Consider the following 16433-nt stretch of genomic DNA (forward strand, 5'->3'; position numbering starts at 1 on the left):
AATTACAGACCTTTGATGTTCTCAGCTTCCAGCTCGTTGAAGTATTTCAGCGTTTTCACTTTCAGCTCCATGGTGGACGGTTCGTCACACACGACAACCGCTTTTGGATGCAGCTGTAAGCAGCTGATCGTCCACATATGGTTCACGTTGCCTTCAACGGCAGCCTGAAGCGCTTGCGCTTTCACCGCGCCCAGCACCAGAATCATCACTTCTTCGGCATCCAGCAGCGTGCCCACGCCCACGGTCAGCGCGTATTTAGGCACCTGATTGACGTCGCCGTCAAAGAAGCGGGAGTTAGCCACGCGCGTATCATGGGTCAGCGTTTTAATACGGGTACGGGAAGCCAGTGAAGATGCCGGTTCGTTGAACGCGATATGACCATCGTTGCCTACGCCGCCCATAAACAGGTGGATTTTACCGTAGGAACGGATTTTTTCTTCATACTGACGGCATTCTGCGTCAATATCAGGCGCGTTTCCATTCAGCAGGTTAATGTTTTCAGCCGGAATATCAACGTGATCGAAGAAATTACGGTGCATAAAGCTGTGGTAACTTTCCGGATGTTCCTTCGGCAGGCCGACATATTCGTCCATGTTGAAGGTCACAACGTGTTTAAAGCTAACCTGGCCCGCTTTGTGCATTTCAACCAGAGCTTTATACGCGGTCAGGGGCGTGCCGCCGGTTGGAAGACCGAGAACGAAAGGACGATCGGCTGTTGGTTTGAATGCGTTGATGCGGTTAACGATATGACGAGCAGCCCATTTTCCGACTTGTTCAGCTGTTGCCAGGGGAATCAGTCTCATTATTCACCTCTAAAGTTTAAGTAAAAGTGGGCGGATGATTAGTGCAACCTGAACTAAGCGTAACCTGGAACCTTTCAGGCCGGATCAATCCGTCTTGATTTTTTGAATGATAAAATAAGTTTTCGTCGTTAGCCAGTGAAAGGGAGGGTTTAATACGATATTTGGTGACAATAATCACAAAAAATAGGTGTTTAATTTGCGATACGAATTAATTTTTCACACACTCACACTGCCAGTGAATCATCAACTGTATCTATCGTTCGTGACACAATAAAAACATAGTTTATGCGCGAGTCTTAACAAAGGGTCTCGTAGGGGGAATAGGATGAATATTTTAGGTTTTTTCCAGCGCCTCGGTAGGGCTTTGCAGCTCCCTATCGCCGTGCTACCGGTTGCAGCGTTGCTGCTGCGATTCGGGCAACCCGATCTTCTTAACGTGCCGTTTATTGCCCAGGCAGGCGGTGCAATTTTTGACAACCTGGCGCTGATTTTCGCCATCGGTGTGGCGTCAAGCTGGTCAAAAGACAGCGCTGGTGCCGCGGCACTGGCAGGGGCTGTCGGTTACTTCATCCTCACGAAAGCGATGGTAACCATCAACCCTGAAATCAATATGGGTGTGCTGGCAGGTATCATTACCGGCCTGGTGGGTGGCGCCGTGTACAACCGTTGGGCAGGTATCAAACTTCCTGACTTCCTGAGCTTCTTCGGCGGTAAACGTTTTGTGCCGATTGCGACGGGCTTTTTCTGTCTGATCCTCGCCGCCATCTTTGGCTACGTTTGGCCACCGGTGCAGCATGCTATCCATGCGGGTGGCGAGTGGATCGTGTCTGCGGGCGCAATGGGCGCGGGCATCTTCGGTTTCATTAACCGTCTGCTGATCCCAACCGGTCTGCATCAGGTACTGAACACCATCGCCTGGTTCCAGATTGGTGAGTTCACCAACGCGGCCGGCGCGGTATTCCACGGTGATATCAACCGCTTCTACGCAGGCGACGGCACCGCGGGCATGTTCATGTCTGGCTTCTTCCCAATCATGATGTTTGGTCTGCCTGGCGCGGCGCTGGCAATGTACCTGGCTGCGCCGAAAGCGCGTCGCCCAATGGTTGGCGGGATGCTGCTGTCCGTTGCGATCACCGCCTTCCTGACCGGCGTGACCGAGCCACTGGAATTCCTGTTCATGTTCCTGGCTCCGCTGCTGTATCTGATGCACGCGATCCTGACCGGTATCAGCCTGTTCGTCGCCACCCTTCTGGGTATCCATGCTGGCTTCTCCTTCTCCGCAGGCGCCATCGACTATGTGTTGATGTACAACCTGCCGGCGGCAAGCAGCAACGTCTGGATCCTGATGGTGATGGGCCTGATCTTCTTCGTTATCTACTTCGTTCTGTTCAGCGCGGTTATTCGTATGTTTAACCTGAAGACGCCGGGCCGCGAAGATACGAAAGATGATGTTGTGACCAGTGAAGCCAACAGCAATACCGAAGAGGGTTTAACCCAGCTGGCAACCAACTACATTGCCGCTGTGGGTGGCACCGACAACCTGAAAGCGATCGATGCCTGTATTACCCGTCTGCGTCTGACCGTAGGTGACTCCGCGCGCGTGAGCGATGCAATGTGCAAACGCCTGGGTGCGTCTGGTGTGGTGAAACTGAACAAACAAACCATCCAGGTTATCGTGGGTGCGAAAGCCGAATCTATCGGCGATGAAATGAAAAAAGTGGTTGCCCGTGGGCCGGTCGCTGCCGCCTCAACGGATAACGCGCCAGTGGCTGACGCGCCGGTTGCAAAACCGCAGGCTGTGCCAAACGCGGTGACCATCGCTGCGCTGGTTTCTCCGGTGACAGGTGACGTTGTTGCGCTTGAGCAGGTGCCTGACGAAGCGTTCGCCAGCAAAGCGGTCGGTGACGGCGTGGCGGTGAAACCAACGGACAAAACCGTGGTCTCTCCGGCTGCCGGTACTATTGTGAAAATCTTCAACACCAACCACGCGTTCTGCCTGGAAACGGAAAAAGGCGCGGAGATCGTTGTCCATATGGGTATCGATACCGTTGCGCTGAACGGTCAGGGCTTTACTCGTCTGGTGGAAGAGGGTGCTGAAGTGGCGGCAGGTCAGCCGATTCTGGAAATGGATCTGGACTTCCTGAACGCCAACGCGCGCTCCATGATAAGCCCGGTCGTGTGCAGCAACATCGACGACTTCAGCGGTCTGGTGATCCAGGCGCAGGGGCAGGTGGTTGCAGGCCAGACGCCACTGTATGAGATTAAAGGCAAGTAATCGCTCCTGAGTAGAGTTATGCCTTTAGCGGCGGGGGATATCCTCCGCCGCTTTTTTTTGCAGCAATTGCCCCCATTATTTTCTTCCGGGACGTTTTAAGGGTTGTCACTACGTCCGGCTTATAAGATCATATGCCGTTATACGTTGTTTACGCTTTGAGGAATCCACGATGAGTGAGGCAGAAGCCCGCCCGAGTAACTTTATTCGTCAGATCATCGATGAAGATCTGGCCAGTGGTAAGCACACCACAGTCCACACGCGTTTCCCGCCGGAGCCAAATGGCTACCTGCACATTGGTCACGCCAAATCGATCTGCCTGAACTTTGGTATTGCGCAAGATTACCAGGGGCAGTGCAACCTGCGTTTCGATGACACCAACCCAGTAAAAGAAGACATCGAATACGTTGAGTCGATTAAAAACGACGTGCAATGGCTGGGCTTCAACTGGTCTGGCGATATCTGCTACTCCTCAGACTATTTCGATCAGCTGTATGCCTATGCGGTTGAACTGATTAACAAAGGTCTGGCATACGTTGACGAGCTGTCTGCTGACGAAATCCGTGAATACCGCGGTACGCTGACTCAGCCGGGCAAAAACAGCCCGTTCCGCGATCGTAGCGTGGAAGAGAACCTGGCGCTGTTTGAAAAAATGCGTGCCGGTGGCTTCGAAGAAGGTAAAGCGTGTCTGCGTGCCAAAATCGATATGGCGTCTCCGTTCATCGTGATGCGCGATCCGGTGCTGTACCGCATTAAGTTCGCTGAACACCACCAGACCGGTAACAAGTGGTGCATCTACCCGATGTACGACTTCACCCACTGCATCAGCGATGCGCTGGAAGGCATTACGCACTCTCTGTGCACGCTGGAATTCCAGGACAACCGTCGTCTGTACGACTGGGTGCTGGATAACATCACCATTCCTGTGCATCCGCGTCAGTACGAGTTCTCTCGTCTGAACCTGGAATACACCGTGATGTCCAAGCGTAAGCTGAACCTGCTGGTCACCGACAAGCACGTTGAAGGCTGGGATGACCCGCGTATGCCGACCATCTCTGGCCTGCGTCGTCGTGGCTACACCTCGGCGTCCATTCGTGAGTTCTGCAAACGTATTGGCGTTACCAAGCAGGACAACACCATCGAAATGGCGTCTCTGGAATCCTGCATTCGCGAAGACCTGAACGAAAACGCGCCGCGCGCGATGGCAGTGATCGATCCAGTGAAACTGGTCATCGAAAACTATCCGCAGGGTGGAAGCGAACTGGTCTCGATGCCTAACCATCCGAACAAACCGGAAATGGGCACCCGCGACGTGCCGTTCAGCGGTGAAATCTGGATCGATCGCGCCGACTTCCGCGAAGAAGCGAACAAGCAGTACAAGCGTCTGGTGCTGGGCAAAGAAGTGCGTCTGCGTAACGCCTATGTGATCAAAGCCGAGCGCGTAGAGAAAGATGCGGAAGGTAACATCACGACCATCTTCTGTACGTACGACGCAGAGACGCTGAGTAAAGATCCGGCGGATGGCCGTAAAGTGAAAGGTGTGATCCACTGGGTGAGCGCGCAGCATGCGCTGCCGGTTGAGATCCGTCTCTACGATCGTCTGTTCAGCGTACCTAACCCAGGCGCTGCGGAGGACTTCCTGGCGGTTATCAACCCTGAGTCGCTGATTATCAAGCAGGGGTATGCCGAGCCGTCTCTGAAAGCCGCTGAAGCCGGTAAAGCGTTCCAGTTTGAACGTGAGGGTTACTTCTGCCTGGACAGCCGTTACAGCACGGCGGAAAAACCGGTATTTAACCGTACCGTCGGTCTGCGTGATACCTGGACTAAGATCGGCGAATAATCACGCTGGCATGGTCAATGAGAAACAAACGCCGCATAATGCGGCGTTTTTTTATTTAACGATCATGTCGTTAAGCATCGGGATGATGAATTAAAGCCAACATTCCAGGTCAATGTGGTGCTACTTATTTTATTTAAAAAAGTTTGTTGTTTTCCAAAAACAGAAACGCTGAAAAATATATTCACAATATCAATGTTACTTACTGAAAATTAGCGTATTCCCCCGCCAGTACTTGCTTCCCGGTAAATGTTACAAAGCACTACGAAATATGTGCTCTTCGTCATAATCCTGACTTTTGCCTGATTAAAAGCATTGATAATTCGCGTCGCGAAAAATAACCTAAAGACGGTAGTTAATTCGAGGGTATTTCTGACTACCCCTGACCACTTGGTCTTTTCTGTTTTTCGCCGTTTAAGGCGTTTTAATTCGTCAAAGAGGAATAATCTATGCGTACGTTCAGTGGCAAACGTAGTGCGCTGGCGCTGGCTATCGCCGGTGTGACAGCAATGTCGGGCCTGGTGGTTGCGCCAGAGGCAAAAGCAGCAGGTTTCATTGAAGATTCCACCCTCACGGGCGGTATTTATTACTGGCAGCGTGAGCGTGACCGTAAAGACGTCACTGAAGATAAATACAAAACCAACCTTTCTCACTCGACCTGGAACGCCAACCTGGATTTTCAGTCGGGATATGCCGCCGATATGTTCGGGATCGATATTGCAGCGTTCACCGCAATTGAAATGGCCGAAAATGGCGACAGCGGCCATCCGAACGAAATTGCGTTCTCCTCCAGCAATAAAGCCTACGACGAAGACTGGTCCGGCGATAAAAGCGGAATCAGCCTGTATAAAGCGGCTGCAAAATTCAAATATGGTCCGGTCTGGGCGCGTGGAGGTTATATCCAGCCAACCGGCCAGACGCTGTTAGCACCGCACTGGAGCTTTATGCCAGGTACCTATCAGGGTGCGGAAGCCGGTGCTAATTTTGACTACGGCGATGCGGGGGCGTTGAGCTTCTCCTATATGTGGACCAACGAGTACAAAGCGCCGTGGCACATTGAGATGGACAAGTTCTATCAGAACGATAAAAAAACCAAAGTTGATTATCTCCACTCGCTGGGGGCGAAGTACGACTTCAAAAACGATCTGGTGCTGGAAGCTGCTTTTGGTCAGGCTGAAGGCTATATCGATCAGTACTTTGCTAAAGCCAGCTACAAATTTGATATCGCGGGTAGCCCGCTGAGCACCAGCTATCAGTTCTACGGTACGCGCGACAAAGTCAGTGATGGCAGCGTAAATGATATCTATGACGGCACCGCGTGGTTACAGGCGCTGACCTTCGGTTACAAGGTAGGTCAGGTTGATTTACGTCTGGAGGGAACATGGGTCAAGGCAGAAGGGCAGCAGGGCTACTTCCTGCAACGTATGACGCCAACCTACGCCTCTTCCAATGGTCGTCTGGATATCTGGTGGGATAACCGCTCTGACTTTAACGCCGACGGCGAAAAGGCGGTCTTCTTCGGCGCAATGTATGACCTGAAGAACTGGAACCTGCCTGGCTGGGCGGTGGGTGCGTCCTACGCGTACGCCTGGGACGCGAAGCCAGCAGATATGGCTACGCCAGACGCCTACTACGATCCGAACTACCGTCTGAAAGAGTCTTCATACAGCCTGGATGCGATTTACACCCTTCAGGAGGGCCGTGCGAAAGGCACGATGTTCAAACTGCACTTCACCCAGTATGACAACCACTCCGATATCCCGAGCTACGCGGGCGGTTACGGCAACATCTTCCAGGATGAACGTGACGTGAAATTCATGGTCATTGCGCCATTCACAATCTTCTGATGAACACGCTGGCGGGCGAGATCCCGCCAGCATGGAGACTGCATATGATGAAAAAAATGGTAATCGTTGCGCTGCTGGCATCGGGGCTGGTGGCGTGTGCGCAGGATCAGGCGCAGAAAGAAGACTCCCGTCTGAAGGAGGCGTATAGCGCCTGCATCAATACAGCACAAGGATCGCCAGAGAAAATTGAAGCCTGCCAGAGCGTGCTGAATGTGCTGAAAAAAGAGAAAGCGCATGAGCAGTTTGCGACGCAGGAAAATGTTCGCGTGATGGATTACCAGGCCTGTATCCAGGCGCGGAAAAGCGGTAACGATCAGGAAGTGGCGAAGCGTTGCGATAAGATCTGGGACGAGATTCGCAATAACAATAAATAAGTTGCTTTACGCCCGGTGGCGCTGCGCTTACCGGGCCTACAACGGTGTCACAGCCCGTAGGCCCGGTAAGCGCAGCGCCACCGGACTTTTTTCAGGCAAAAAAAAGCCAACCTTACGGCTGGCTCAGAGTATAAACACGATATTATTTCGCGTCGTGCGCGTGGTCGTCTTCGCGGCAATCGCCTTCAGCGCAGTGACCGTACAGGTACAGGCTGTGGTTGGTCAGGCGGATGCCATGACGGGCGGCGATTTCACGCTGGCGTGATTCAATGGAATCATCGCTAAATTCAATGACCTTGCCACAGTCGAGGCAGATCAGGTGATCGTGGTGATGCTGCTGAGTCAGCTCGAACACGGATTTACCGCCTTCGAAATTATGACGAGTAACAATGCCCGCGTCATCAAACTGGTTCAGCACACGATAGACGGTTGCCAGCCCAATCTCTTCACCCATATCGATAAGACGCTTATAAAGGTCTTCCGCACTGACATGGTGATTGTCTGGCCCCTGAAGCACTTCAAGGATTTTTAACCGAGGAAGCGTTACTTTCAGGCCAGCTTTCTTTAATGCGGTATTGTTGTCAGTCATGCGGAATCTGTCCTGTTGCTAAACGATTCACTTCAAAAGAAGAAGTGACAGAAAATGCACTTGGGATAATGCGTCTCATTATAGAACTGCCATGGCTAAATGAAAACTGCAAGTCTCAAGCAAAGTATGCTTATAAAAACGTGGTATCACCAACAAACTTGTTCGATGGCACCCACTTTTTACCAGGGGGATATTGTACAGGTCTGGGCGAAAAAGTTAAAAGTTTGTAGCAATTAATTTAATCGGTTTTACCTGGAAAACGGGCGCAACCGGAGTTGCGCCGCAGGGATATCAGGCGTTAAGGATATCGTCCAGGTTCAGCTCTTCACGAACCTGCTTAACCCATTTTTCTACACGCTCAGCGGTCAGCTCTGGCTGACGGTCTTCATCAATGGCTAGGCCAACGAAGTGATCGTCATCTGCCAGACCTTTGGACGCTTCGAAATGGTAACCCGCCGTTGGCCAGTGACCGACGATCGCCGCACCGCGTGGCTCAATGATGTCGCGAATAGTGCCCAGCGCATCACAGAAATACTCAGCATAGTCTTCCTGATCGCCACAGCCAAACAGGGCAACCAGCTTGCCGTTGAAGTCTACTTCTTCCAGCGTCGGGAAGAAATCGTCCCAGTCACACTGTGCTTCACCGTAGTACCAGGTCGGGATGCCCAGCAGCAGGATGTCATAGCCCTCGAGATCTTCTTTGCTGCTCTTGGCGATGTCATGCACATCAGCAACGTCTTTACCGAGCTGTTTTTGAATGTTTTTTGCGATATTTTCAGTATTGCCGGTATCACTGCCAAAGAAAATGCCGATGATTGCCATGAGTAAAATAACCTCTTGAAACTTAATGGTATGGTGGCGCAAATTGTCCACGGATAAGGGCAATAATAGCAGAATAGGCAACCCTGCGGAAACAGCTATCACGCAGGACTGCACTCTGTGCTACATGAAAAAGGTAATATTGGGGATTTTCTGACTCACGCCTTGCCGCGTAACGTCTCAAGCTGGGCGATCAGCATCTCTTCGATCAGTTCGCTGCGGCTGATGTTGCGCGCGTCAGCTAACTCGTTAAGCGCATCGACGGCATCGGCATTCAGCTTCAGTTCGACACGCTTAAGCCCACGATTTTTATCGCGTTTAAGCTGGTTGCGTTTATTGATACGCAGCTGTTCATCGCGCGAAAGCGGATTCGTTTTCGGTCGTCCCGGTCGACGCTCATTCGCGAACAGATCTAGTGTCGTACGGTCCGTTTGTTCTTTGGCCATGATTCTGAGACTTCGGGGGAAACACGCCGCCCTGCTAATGCCCGGGCGATAAGCGCGCCATCATACATCACCCAAATCCACACGCCAACGACTGGAAGCCCGTCGTCTTCCGGTCGCTGGCTTTTTAATCAATTCGCTGTATCAGTAAGATAGCGGCGAATGGCGCGCAGGACGGCATCCGGTTTTTCCGCGTGTACCCAGTGTCCGGCACCGGCAATGACGTGAGCGCGAGCCTGCGGGAATTGCGCCAGCAGCGTGTCACGGTACGCATCAGTGACGTAAGGGGAGTTGCCGCCGCGAATAAAAAGGGTAGGGTGCGGCCAGGCGGGGACGGTTTCCCAGCCCACAATATGCGAATACTGATCCCACAATACCGGGACGTTAAAGCGCCATTGTCCGTCAACAAACGATTTCAGCAGGAACTGAACTACTCCTTCCTCATCAAGATGCTCACGCATAACGGCAGCCGCCTGTTGGCGGGTTGCGACACCCGCTTCGGTGACCGCATTGATGGCGGCAAAAATCTCATCGTGACGGCGAACGTCGTAATTGACGGGCGCAACGTCGATGACCACCAGCCCGGAAATTCGCTCAGGGGCCAGCGCAGTGAGCGCCATCACCGCTTTGCCGCCCATTGAATGCCCGATAAGCGTCGCTTTTTGGATATTATTCGCATCGAGGGTGTCCCGCAGATCCTGCGCCATGGCTGCGTAGGTCATCTCCTCCGAGCGCCCAGAAAGACCGTGATTGCGCATATCAACCTGGAGGATCGCGTGATCGGTCACTAAATCGCGCGCCAGCACACCCAGATTATCCAGGCTACCAAACAGGCCGTGAACCAGTACGATGGGAGAATTATTGTTCGGCGATTGTGCAGTTTGCGCTCGGGTATTCAATTTCATGGCAAAGTTCTTTTTTTAGGTTTGTCAGGTTAGGGTATCATGTTGACCATTCTGCCGCCCGGGGGCAAGGATCCAGTTTAATCTGACTTTTGCCGCCAACCTGGTTTGACGCTATCCGCTGTTGGGATTTGACCTTATAATCTCAACGACTTGTATTCAGATAAGATATCGCACTGGATTAAGATGAAAACAATCGAAGTTGATGACGAACTCTATCAGTATATTGCCAGCCAGACGCGGCATATTGGGGAGAGCGCGTCCGACATTTTACGGCGCATGCTTAAAATTTCCGCCGCCTCACAGCCCACTCCTGTCACTAAAGATGTCGTGTCTCAGCCGAGCGTTGTTGCACAAGTAAAACCTGCCGTCATGCCGGCAAAAGACAAAGTGCGCGCGATGCGCGAGCTGCTGCTGTCCGATGAATATGCCGAGCAGAAAAAGGCGGTTAACCGCTTTATGCTGGTGCTGTCTACACTTTACTCACTGGATAACAACGCATTTGCAGAAGCGACAGAGTCGCTGCACGGTCGCACGCGCGTTTACTTCGCAGGCGACGAGCAGACCCTGCTGCAAAATGGCAACCAAACCAAGCCCAAACACGTTCCCGGTACACCATACTGGGTGATCACCAACACCAATACGGGCCGTAAGTGCAGCATGATCGAACATATCATGCAGTCCATGCAGTTCCCGGCGGAATTGATCGAAAAGGTTTGCGGTACAATTTAACCCTTGCATCAGAAGGACCAGGCAATGGCAAATCACAGCCGTGCAGGACAACCTGCAAAACAAAGCGATTTGATTAACGTCGCTCAACTGACCGCGCAGTACTACGTGCTGAAGCCGGTGGTGGGCAACGCAGAACACGCAGTGAAGTTTGGTACATCTGGCCACCGCGGTAGTGCGGCGCGCCACAGCTTTAACGAACCGCACATTCTGGCCATTGCTCAGGCCATCGCGGAAGAGCGCGCCAAAAATGGCGTCACCGGTCCGTGCTATGTAGGGAAAGATACCCACGCCCTGTCTGAACCTGCTTTTATCTCCGTGCTGGAAGTGCTGGCGGCGAACGGCGTAGACGTGATTGTTCAGGAGAACAACGGTTTTACGCCAACGCCAGCGGTTTCTAACGCTATTCTGGTACACAACAAAAAAGGTGGCGCGCAGGCTGACGGCATTGTGATCACCCCGTCCCACAACCCACCGGAAGATGGCGGCATCAAGTACAACCCACCTAACGGTGGCCCGGCGGATACCAACGTCACGAAAGTGGTGGAAGATCGTGCCAACGCGTTACTGGCTAACGGTCTGAACGGTGTGAAACGCATCTCGCTGGATGAAGCCATGGCCTCCGGCCACGTGAAAGAGCAGGATCTGGTGCAGCCGTTCGTGGAAGGGCTGGCGGATATCGTCGATATGGCCGCTATCCAGAAAGCCGGTCTGAAGCTGGGCGTGGATCCACTGGGCGGCTCCGGTATTGAATACTGGAAACGCATTGCCGAGCACTACAAGCTGGATCTGACCATCGTGAACGATCACGTCGATCAGACCTTCCGCTTTATGCACCTGGACAAAGACGGCGCGATCCGTATGGACTGCTCCTCCGAATGCGCAATGGCTGGCCTGCTGGCGCTGCGCGACAAGTTCGATCTGGCGTTTGCCAACGACCCGGACTACGACCGTCACGGTATCGTCACCCCTGCTGGGCTGATGAACCCGAACCACTACCTGGCTGTTGCAATCAATTATCTCTTCCAGCACCGTCCGCAGTGGGGCAAAGAGGTCGCGGTGGGTAAAACGCTGGTCTCTTCCGCTATGATTGACCGTGTGGTCGATGCGCTGGGTCGCAAGCTGGTGGAAGTGCCGGTGGGCTTCAAGTGGTTTGTTGACGGTCTGCACGACGGCAGCTTCGGCTTTGGCGGTGAAGAGAGCGCGGGGGCATCCTTCCTGCGCTTCGACGGCACCCCATGGTCAACCGATAAAGACGGCATCATCATGTGCCTGCTGGCGGCGGAAATCACCGCGGTCACCGGTAAGAACCCGCAGGAACATTACAACGAGCTGGCGGAACGTTTTGGTGCGCCAAGCTATAACCGTATTCAGGCTAGCGCCACGTCTGCGCAAAAAGCAGCTCTGTCAAAACTCTCTCCGGAGATGGTCAGTGCCAGTACCCTGGCAGGTGACCCGATCACCGCGCGTCTGACGGCGGCGCCGGGTAACGGCGCATCCATCGGCGGCCTGAAAGTGATGACCGAAAACGGCTGGTTCGCCGCGCGTCCATCCGGTACGGAAGATGCGTACAAAATCTATTGCGAAAGTTTCCTCGGCGCTGAGCACCGTCAGCAGATTGAGAAAGAAGCGGTAGAGATTGTCAGCGAAGTGCTGAAAAACGCGTAAGTCGTGATCTGGTGCGGGCTGATGCCCTCACCCCGGCCCTCTCCCACTGGGAGAGGGAGAAAACATAAAAAACGGCAACCTCAGGGTTGCCGTTTTGCATTGACCTCGTAGGCCCGGTAAGCGCCAGTGCCACCGGGCTTCTTTTTTAACTATGTTTATTCTTCAGTTCAAACCGTGGTGAGACCAGACCGTACAGCGTCCAGCCCATGAATGTCACCATCGCCCCATACAGCATCGCCTCCTGACCGGACGAGTAGAGCGCATAGAAGCTGTAAATCGCCCCAATCAGCGCCACGATATTGGCCGCCCGGGCTTTGCGCGGATCCACCTTCGCCACCTTCTGAATAATCACCAGCGCCGCCATCGACAGAATGTACGGAATGATGTTCGTCACCACCGCCAGGTTGACCAGCACGTTAAACTGGCTGTTCAGTGACGGGCTGATGGTCATCAGCGACAAACCGCTCTGGAAAACCACAATCGCCAGCATACCCTGCACCGGTGCATCCGCTTTGGTGACGCGGGAGAAGATTTTCGGGAAATAACCTTCGTCAGCGGAAGATTTGAATACCTGGGCGATGGTGAACTGCCAGCCCAGCAGCGAGCCGCAGCAGGACATCACCATCAGTCCCATGATCACTTTCCCTACCTCCGGCGTAAACATCTGCGCAAACGCCAGTCCGAACGGCGCCGTGGAGTTAGCCAGATCCATGTTGGGCACAATTCCCGCAATCACGTTGGTTGAGACGATATAGATCACCGCCGCCCCCAGCGTCCCGCCGAGTACCGCGATCGGCACATTTTTCTCCGGGTTTTCCACCACTTCCGCATTCGCACAGGCCGACTCCAGCCCGAGGAAGGCCCACAGCGTCATGGCGATGGACGATCCCACGGCGGTGAAGAACGGTACGTGATGCGGATTCCAGGAATTGGCGTACAGCGTCGGGCTGAACCAGAACCAGCCGATGATGCACAGGCCGACAACCGGGATGATGACGCCCCAGACGGTGATGCTGCTGAGCTGTCCGGTGATGCGCGCGCCGCCAAAGTTAGCGACGGTGCAGATCCAGAGCACGCCGATGGTCGCCAGCCCAATTTGCACCGGGGTCAGCGTCGCGCCAAACAGCTCTGTGCCGTAACCGACAGCGGAAATGGCAATCGCCACATTGGCGATCAGCAGCGACACGCCATAGGTATAGTTCGCCATAAAGTTACCGGACTTACCAAACGCATATTCGGCATAGCCGCCCATGCCGCCGGACTTGCGGCTGAACATACCGCACTTGGCAAACGCCCACGCCAGCGCCATCGAACCCACGGCGGTAACAAGCCAGGAGATAATCGAAATCGTCCCCACTTCAGCGAGCTTGGTGGGGAGCATGATGATCCCCGAACCCATCATATTCACCATGGTGAGAATAGTGAGTTGCACCACGCCCATCTTGTTGGCCTTACTCATAATTTTTCTCCTTTCAGCAGCGATGGCTGAGCGGCAGGTTGTTTGATGACGTAGCAGCGCACCTGTTTGCGACCGTCACACTCCTCGACGTAAACCCCCTGTAACTCCGGCGCAAAACCCGGCAGCAGATTGATCCCGTCTTCCAGCGCGGCGAAATAGCGCAGCACGGAACCGCCCCAGACTTCTCCCGGCACCACGCACAACACCCCCGGTGGGTAAGGCAGCGCGCCTTCCGCGGCGATACGGCCTTCCGCGTCGCGCAGGGACACCAGCTCGACCTCACCGCGCAGATAGGCATAGTTCGCCTCCTGCGGGTTCATCATGACGCGTGGGAAGTGAGACTTGCGGAACATCTCTTTTTGCAGTTGCTTCACGTTATGGCGGGCGTAGAGGTCATGCATCTCCTGACAAATCTGACGCAGGGTATAATCCGCATAACGTTCCGGATGTTGCTTATAAAGAGAGGGCAGAACCTCTTTCAGCGGCACATCGCTCTGGAGCAGTTTTTCGAAGCGCACCAGCTGGGCGACGAGCTGCTGCAATTTGCCCATGTCCTCCGCCGGGGTGAGCAGGAACAGAATGGAATTGAGGTCGCATTTTTCCGGCACGATGCCGTTTTCACGCAGGAAGTTGGCGAGGATGGTCGCGGGCACGCCGAAATCATCGTACTCACCGGTGCGGGCGTTGATGCCCGGCGTAGTCAGCAGCAGTTTGCAGGGATCGATAAAATACTGATGCTCGGCATATCCCTCAAAGGCGTGCCAGCGTTCGCCCGGAACGAAATGGAAGAAGCGCAGATCGGTCGCAATCTCTGCCGTATCCCAGCTTTCCCATGGACGGCCATCCACCGTCTCCGGCACGAACGGACGAATAAACTGACAGTTCTGAAGGATCAGTTTCCGCGCTTCAATACCCGTCACCACGCAGTCCATCCACATGTTGCGCCCACTTTGCCCCTCGTGCATGCGGGCGTTGATATCCAGGGCGGCAAACAGCGGATAAAACGGGCTGGTGGAGGCGTGCATCATAAAGGCGTTGTTGAGGCGTTTATGCGGGACATAGCGCGGCTGGCCTTTTATGTGGCTGTCCTTCTTATGGATTTGCGAGGTTTGCGAGAAGCCCGCCTGCTGCTTATGCACCGACTGGGTCACCAGAATGCCCGGATCGTTTTCGTTCAGCTCCAGCAGCAGCGGCGAGCAGTCGGCCATCATCGGGATAAACTGCTCGTAACCCACCCAGGCGGAGTCAAACAGAATGTAATCGCACAGGTGACCAATCTTATCCACCACCTGACGGGCGTTATAAATGGTACCGTCGTAGGTGCCCAGCTGGATCACCGCCAGACGGAACGGACGTTCATCCCGCGCACGGCCAGGCGCGACCTCTGACACCAGCTCCCGCAGGTAGCTCTCGTCGAAACAGTGTGCGTCGATACCGCCGATAAACCCGTACGGGTTGCGCGCCGTTTCCAGATACACCGGCGTCGCGCCCGCCTGTAACAGCGCCCCGTGGTGATTAGATTTATGGTTATTGCGATCGAACAGCACCAGATCGCCTGGCGTGAGCAGGGCATTGAGCACCACCTTGTTGGAAGAGGAGGTGCCGTTCAGCACGAAGTAGGTTTTATCCGCATTAAAGACTTTTGCCGCATGCTGCTGGGCGATGCATGGCGCGCCTTCGTGGATCAGCAGATCGCCCATTGCCACGTCGGCATTGCACAGATCGGCGCGGAAAAGCGTTTCGCCAAAGAAATCGACAAACTGGTTTCCGGCCGGATGGCGGCGGAAGAACTGGCCTCCCTGATGTCCGGGGCAGTCAAACGCGCTGTTCCCCTGCTGGACGTAATCGACCAGCGCGCGGAAGAACGGCGGGCGGAGCTGGGTTTCGTACTTCTGCGCAGCCGCTTCAAGCTGGCGTCCGTAGTACGCATTGCTGGTGTCGGAGTACTCAAAAACGCCGTGAATACGCGACAGAAATTCAGCCGGAACCCTTTCTTCTTTATGCGTGGCAATAAACACCGGGATGCCGAATCCCGTGGCTTCTATTTCTTCTATGGCGCCATTGAAAATATCGCTGACGGCCAGAACCACGGCTGCCACATCAATATAATCTGATGCGGTGATATCCACGATGTCGCGCGAAGTGGTAAAGCATTCAGGGCAGGCACGGCTGACGGCAATTTTTAACGTTTTCATCTTTATCTCTTTATTTCAGGCAATATGGGGCCCTCGACTTCTTGCGGTAAAGAAATCGATTATTTCCGGAAAAAAAAGCAAAGCGTGTCCGCTGATACGAAATCAGTTAATTGCTTTTTTGCTGAGTAGAATTCAGTCCGCCCGGTTGCGGAGAATCTGAATCACAAGGAATGAGCGCAGGTGTTCACAGGCAACAGCCTGTAAAATAGCGTTTTTCAGGATAACCTGTAAGCAGATGCGCCAGAAGTCGAAGGACTACCGGGCGTTAAAGAGATGAAAGTCAAAACAGTTACGGTGGGCAAACATCATGATATGTGTTGTCCGCCTTATATGGGGCATTAAACGATTATTGTTTTCCATGTTCAGTTTCCTTTCAGTAATTGAAAGCATGGTCATTTTATCCAGGAAAAAGGGATTAACTGTGAAACAGATCACCAATAACCGATCATTTCAGAAATAATTAGTCGTTTTGAGTGAATAACGCAGATCAAAATGC

General features: G+C 53.6%; 14 protein-coding genes. 6 read left to right on the top strand and 8 right to left on the bottom strand.

The features are described 5' to 3' along the window. Positions 1-2: 2 nt before the first annotated feature. Complete coding sequence (gene nagB / locus L463_RS12240) at positions 3-803, bottom strand: glucosamine-6-phosphate deaminase (protein WP_003858663.1); 801 nt, start codon at positions 801-803, stop codon at positions 3-5. Positions 804-1128: 325 nt separating this feature from the next. On the opposite strand from nagB, the gene nagE reads away from it, so the two are divergent. From nagE to chiQ, 4 genes are all read left to right on the top strand, one after another. Further along, the gene (gene nagE, locus L463_RS12235; RefSeq protein WP_017382457.1) at positions 1129-3078 is read left to right on the top strand and encodes a PTS N-acetyl glucosamine transporter subunit IIABC; all 1950 of its coding nucleotides are present in this window, start codon (positions 1129-1131) and stop codon (positions 3076-3078) included. A 169-nt stretch (positions 3079-3247) separates the two neighbouring features. Continuing rightward, entirely contained in the window at positions 3248-4915 is a 1668-nt protein-coding gene (glnS, locus tag L463_RS12230; RefSeq protein ID WP_015571127.1) for a glutamine--tRNA ligase, read from the top strand. Positions 4916-5361: 446 nt separating this feature from the next. After that, positions 5362-6759: a chitoporin ChiP gene (gene chiP / locus L463_RS12225; protein ID WP_017694280.1), complete on the top strand. Its 1398-nt coding sequence runs from the start codon at positions 5362-5364 to the stop codon at positions 6757-6759. 47 nt (positions 6760-6806) lie between these two features. Continuing rightward, a complete protein-coding gene (gene chiQ / locus L463_RS12220) occupies positions 6807-7133 on the top strand; it encodes a ChiQ/YbfN family lipoprotein (RefSeq protein ID WP_032102682.1) in 327 nt (108 codons plus the stop codon). A gap of 142 nt (positions 7134-7275) precedes the next feature. Here chiQ and fur read toward each other — a convergent pair whose 3' ends face one another. From fur to ybfF, 4 genes are all read right to left on the bottom strand, one after another. Next, the gene (fur, locus tag L463_RS12215; protein ID WP_010428651.1) at positions 7276-7722 is read right to left on the bottom strand and encodes a ferric iron uptake transcriptional regulator; all 447 of its coding nucleotides are present in this window, start codon (positions 7720-7722) and stop codon (positions 7276-7278) included. Between the two features lie 291 nt (positions 7723-8013). Then, the gene (fldA, locus tag L463_RS12210) at positions 8014-8544 is read right to left on the bottom strand and encodes a flavodoxin FldA (protein WP_003858653.1); all 531 of its coding nucleotides are present in this window, start codon (positions 8542-8544) and stop codon (positions 8014-8016) included. Positions 8545-8699: 155 nt separating this feature from the next. Then, complete coding sequence (ybfE, locus tag L463_RS12205) at positions 8700-8987, bottom strand: LexA regulated protein (protein WP_003858652.1); 288 nt, start codon at positions 8985-8987, stop codon at positions 8700-8702. A gap of 128 nt (positions 8988-9115) precedes the next feature. Further along, the gene (gene ybfF / locus L463_RS12200; RefSeq protein ID WP_023296122.1) at positions 9116-9889 is read right to left on the bottom strand and encodes an esterase; all 774 of its coding nucleotides are present in this window, start codon (positions 9887-9889) and stop codon (positions 9116-9118) included. Between the two features lie 183 nt (positions 9890-10072). On the opposite strand from ybfF, the gene seqA reads away from it, so the two are divergent. Then, the gene (gene seqA / locus L463_RS12195; protein ID WP_003858650.1) at positions 10073-10618 is read left to right on the top strand and encodes a replication initiation negative regulator SeqA; all 546 of its coding nucleotides are present in this window, start codon (positions 10073-10075) and stop codon (positions 10616-10618) included. A 24-nt stretch (positions 10619-10642) separates the two neighbouring features. Continuing rightward, the gene (gene pgm / locus L463_RS12190) at positions 10643-12283 is read left to right on the top strand and encodes a phosphoglucomutase (alpha-D-glucose-1,6-bisphosphate-dependent) (RefSeq protein ID WP_032102592.1); all 1641 of its coding nucleotides are present in this window, start codon (positions 10643-10645) and stop codon (positions 12281-12283) included. Between the two features lie 145 nt (positions 12284-12428). On the opposite strand, the gene potE is transcribed toward pgm, so the two are convergent. The 3 genes from potE to speFL all read right to left on the bottom strand — a co-directional run bounded on the left by potE (position 12429) and on the right by speFL (position 16297). Next, a complete protein-coding gene (gene potE / locus L463_RS12185; RefSeq protein ID WP_017694147.1) occupies positions 12429-13742 on the bottom strand; it encodes a putrescine-ornithine antiporter in 1314 nt (437 codons plus the stop codon). Beyond that, positions 13739-15937 carry an ornithine decarboxylase SpeF gene (speF, locus tag L463_RS12180; protein ID WP_015571121.1) on the bottom strand — a complete coding sequence of 733 codons (2199 nt, stop codon included), beginning with the start codon at positions 15935-15937 and terminating at the stop codon, positions 13739-13741. The genes potE and speF overlap by 4 nt, the downstream gene beginning before the upstream one ends. Before the next feature lie 255 nt (positions 15938-16192). Further along, entirely contained in the window at positions 16193-16297 is a 105-nt protein-coding gene (gene speFL / locus L463_RS24045) for a leader peptide SpeFL (RefSeq protein ID WP_003858645.1), read from the bottom strand. Positions 16298-16433: the final 136 nt, after the last annotated feature.

Source organism: Enterobacter sp. BIDMC 27, assembly GCF_000534415.1.
Taxonomy (GTDB): Bacteria; Pseudomonadota; Gammaproteobacteria; order Enterobacterales; family Enterobacteriaceae; genus Enterobacter; species Enterobacter hormaechei_C.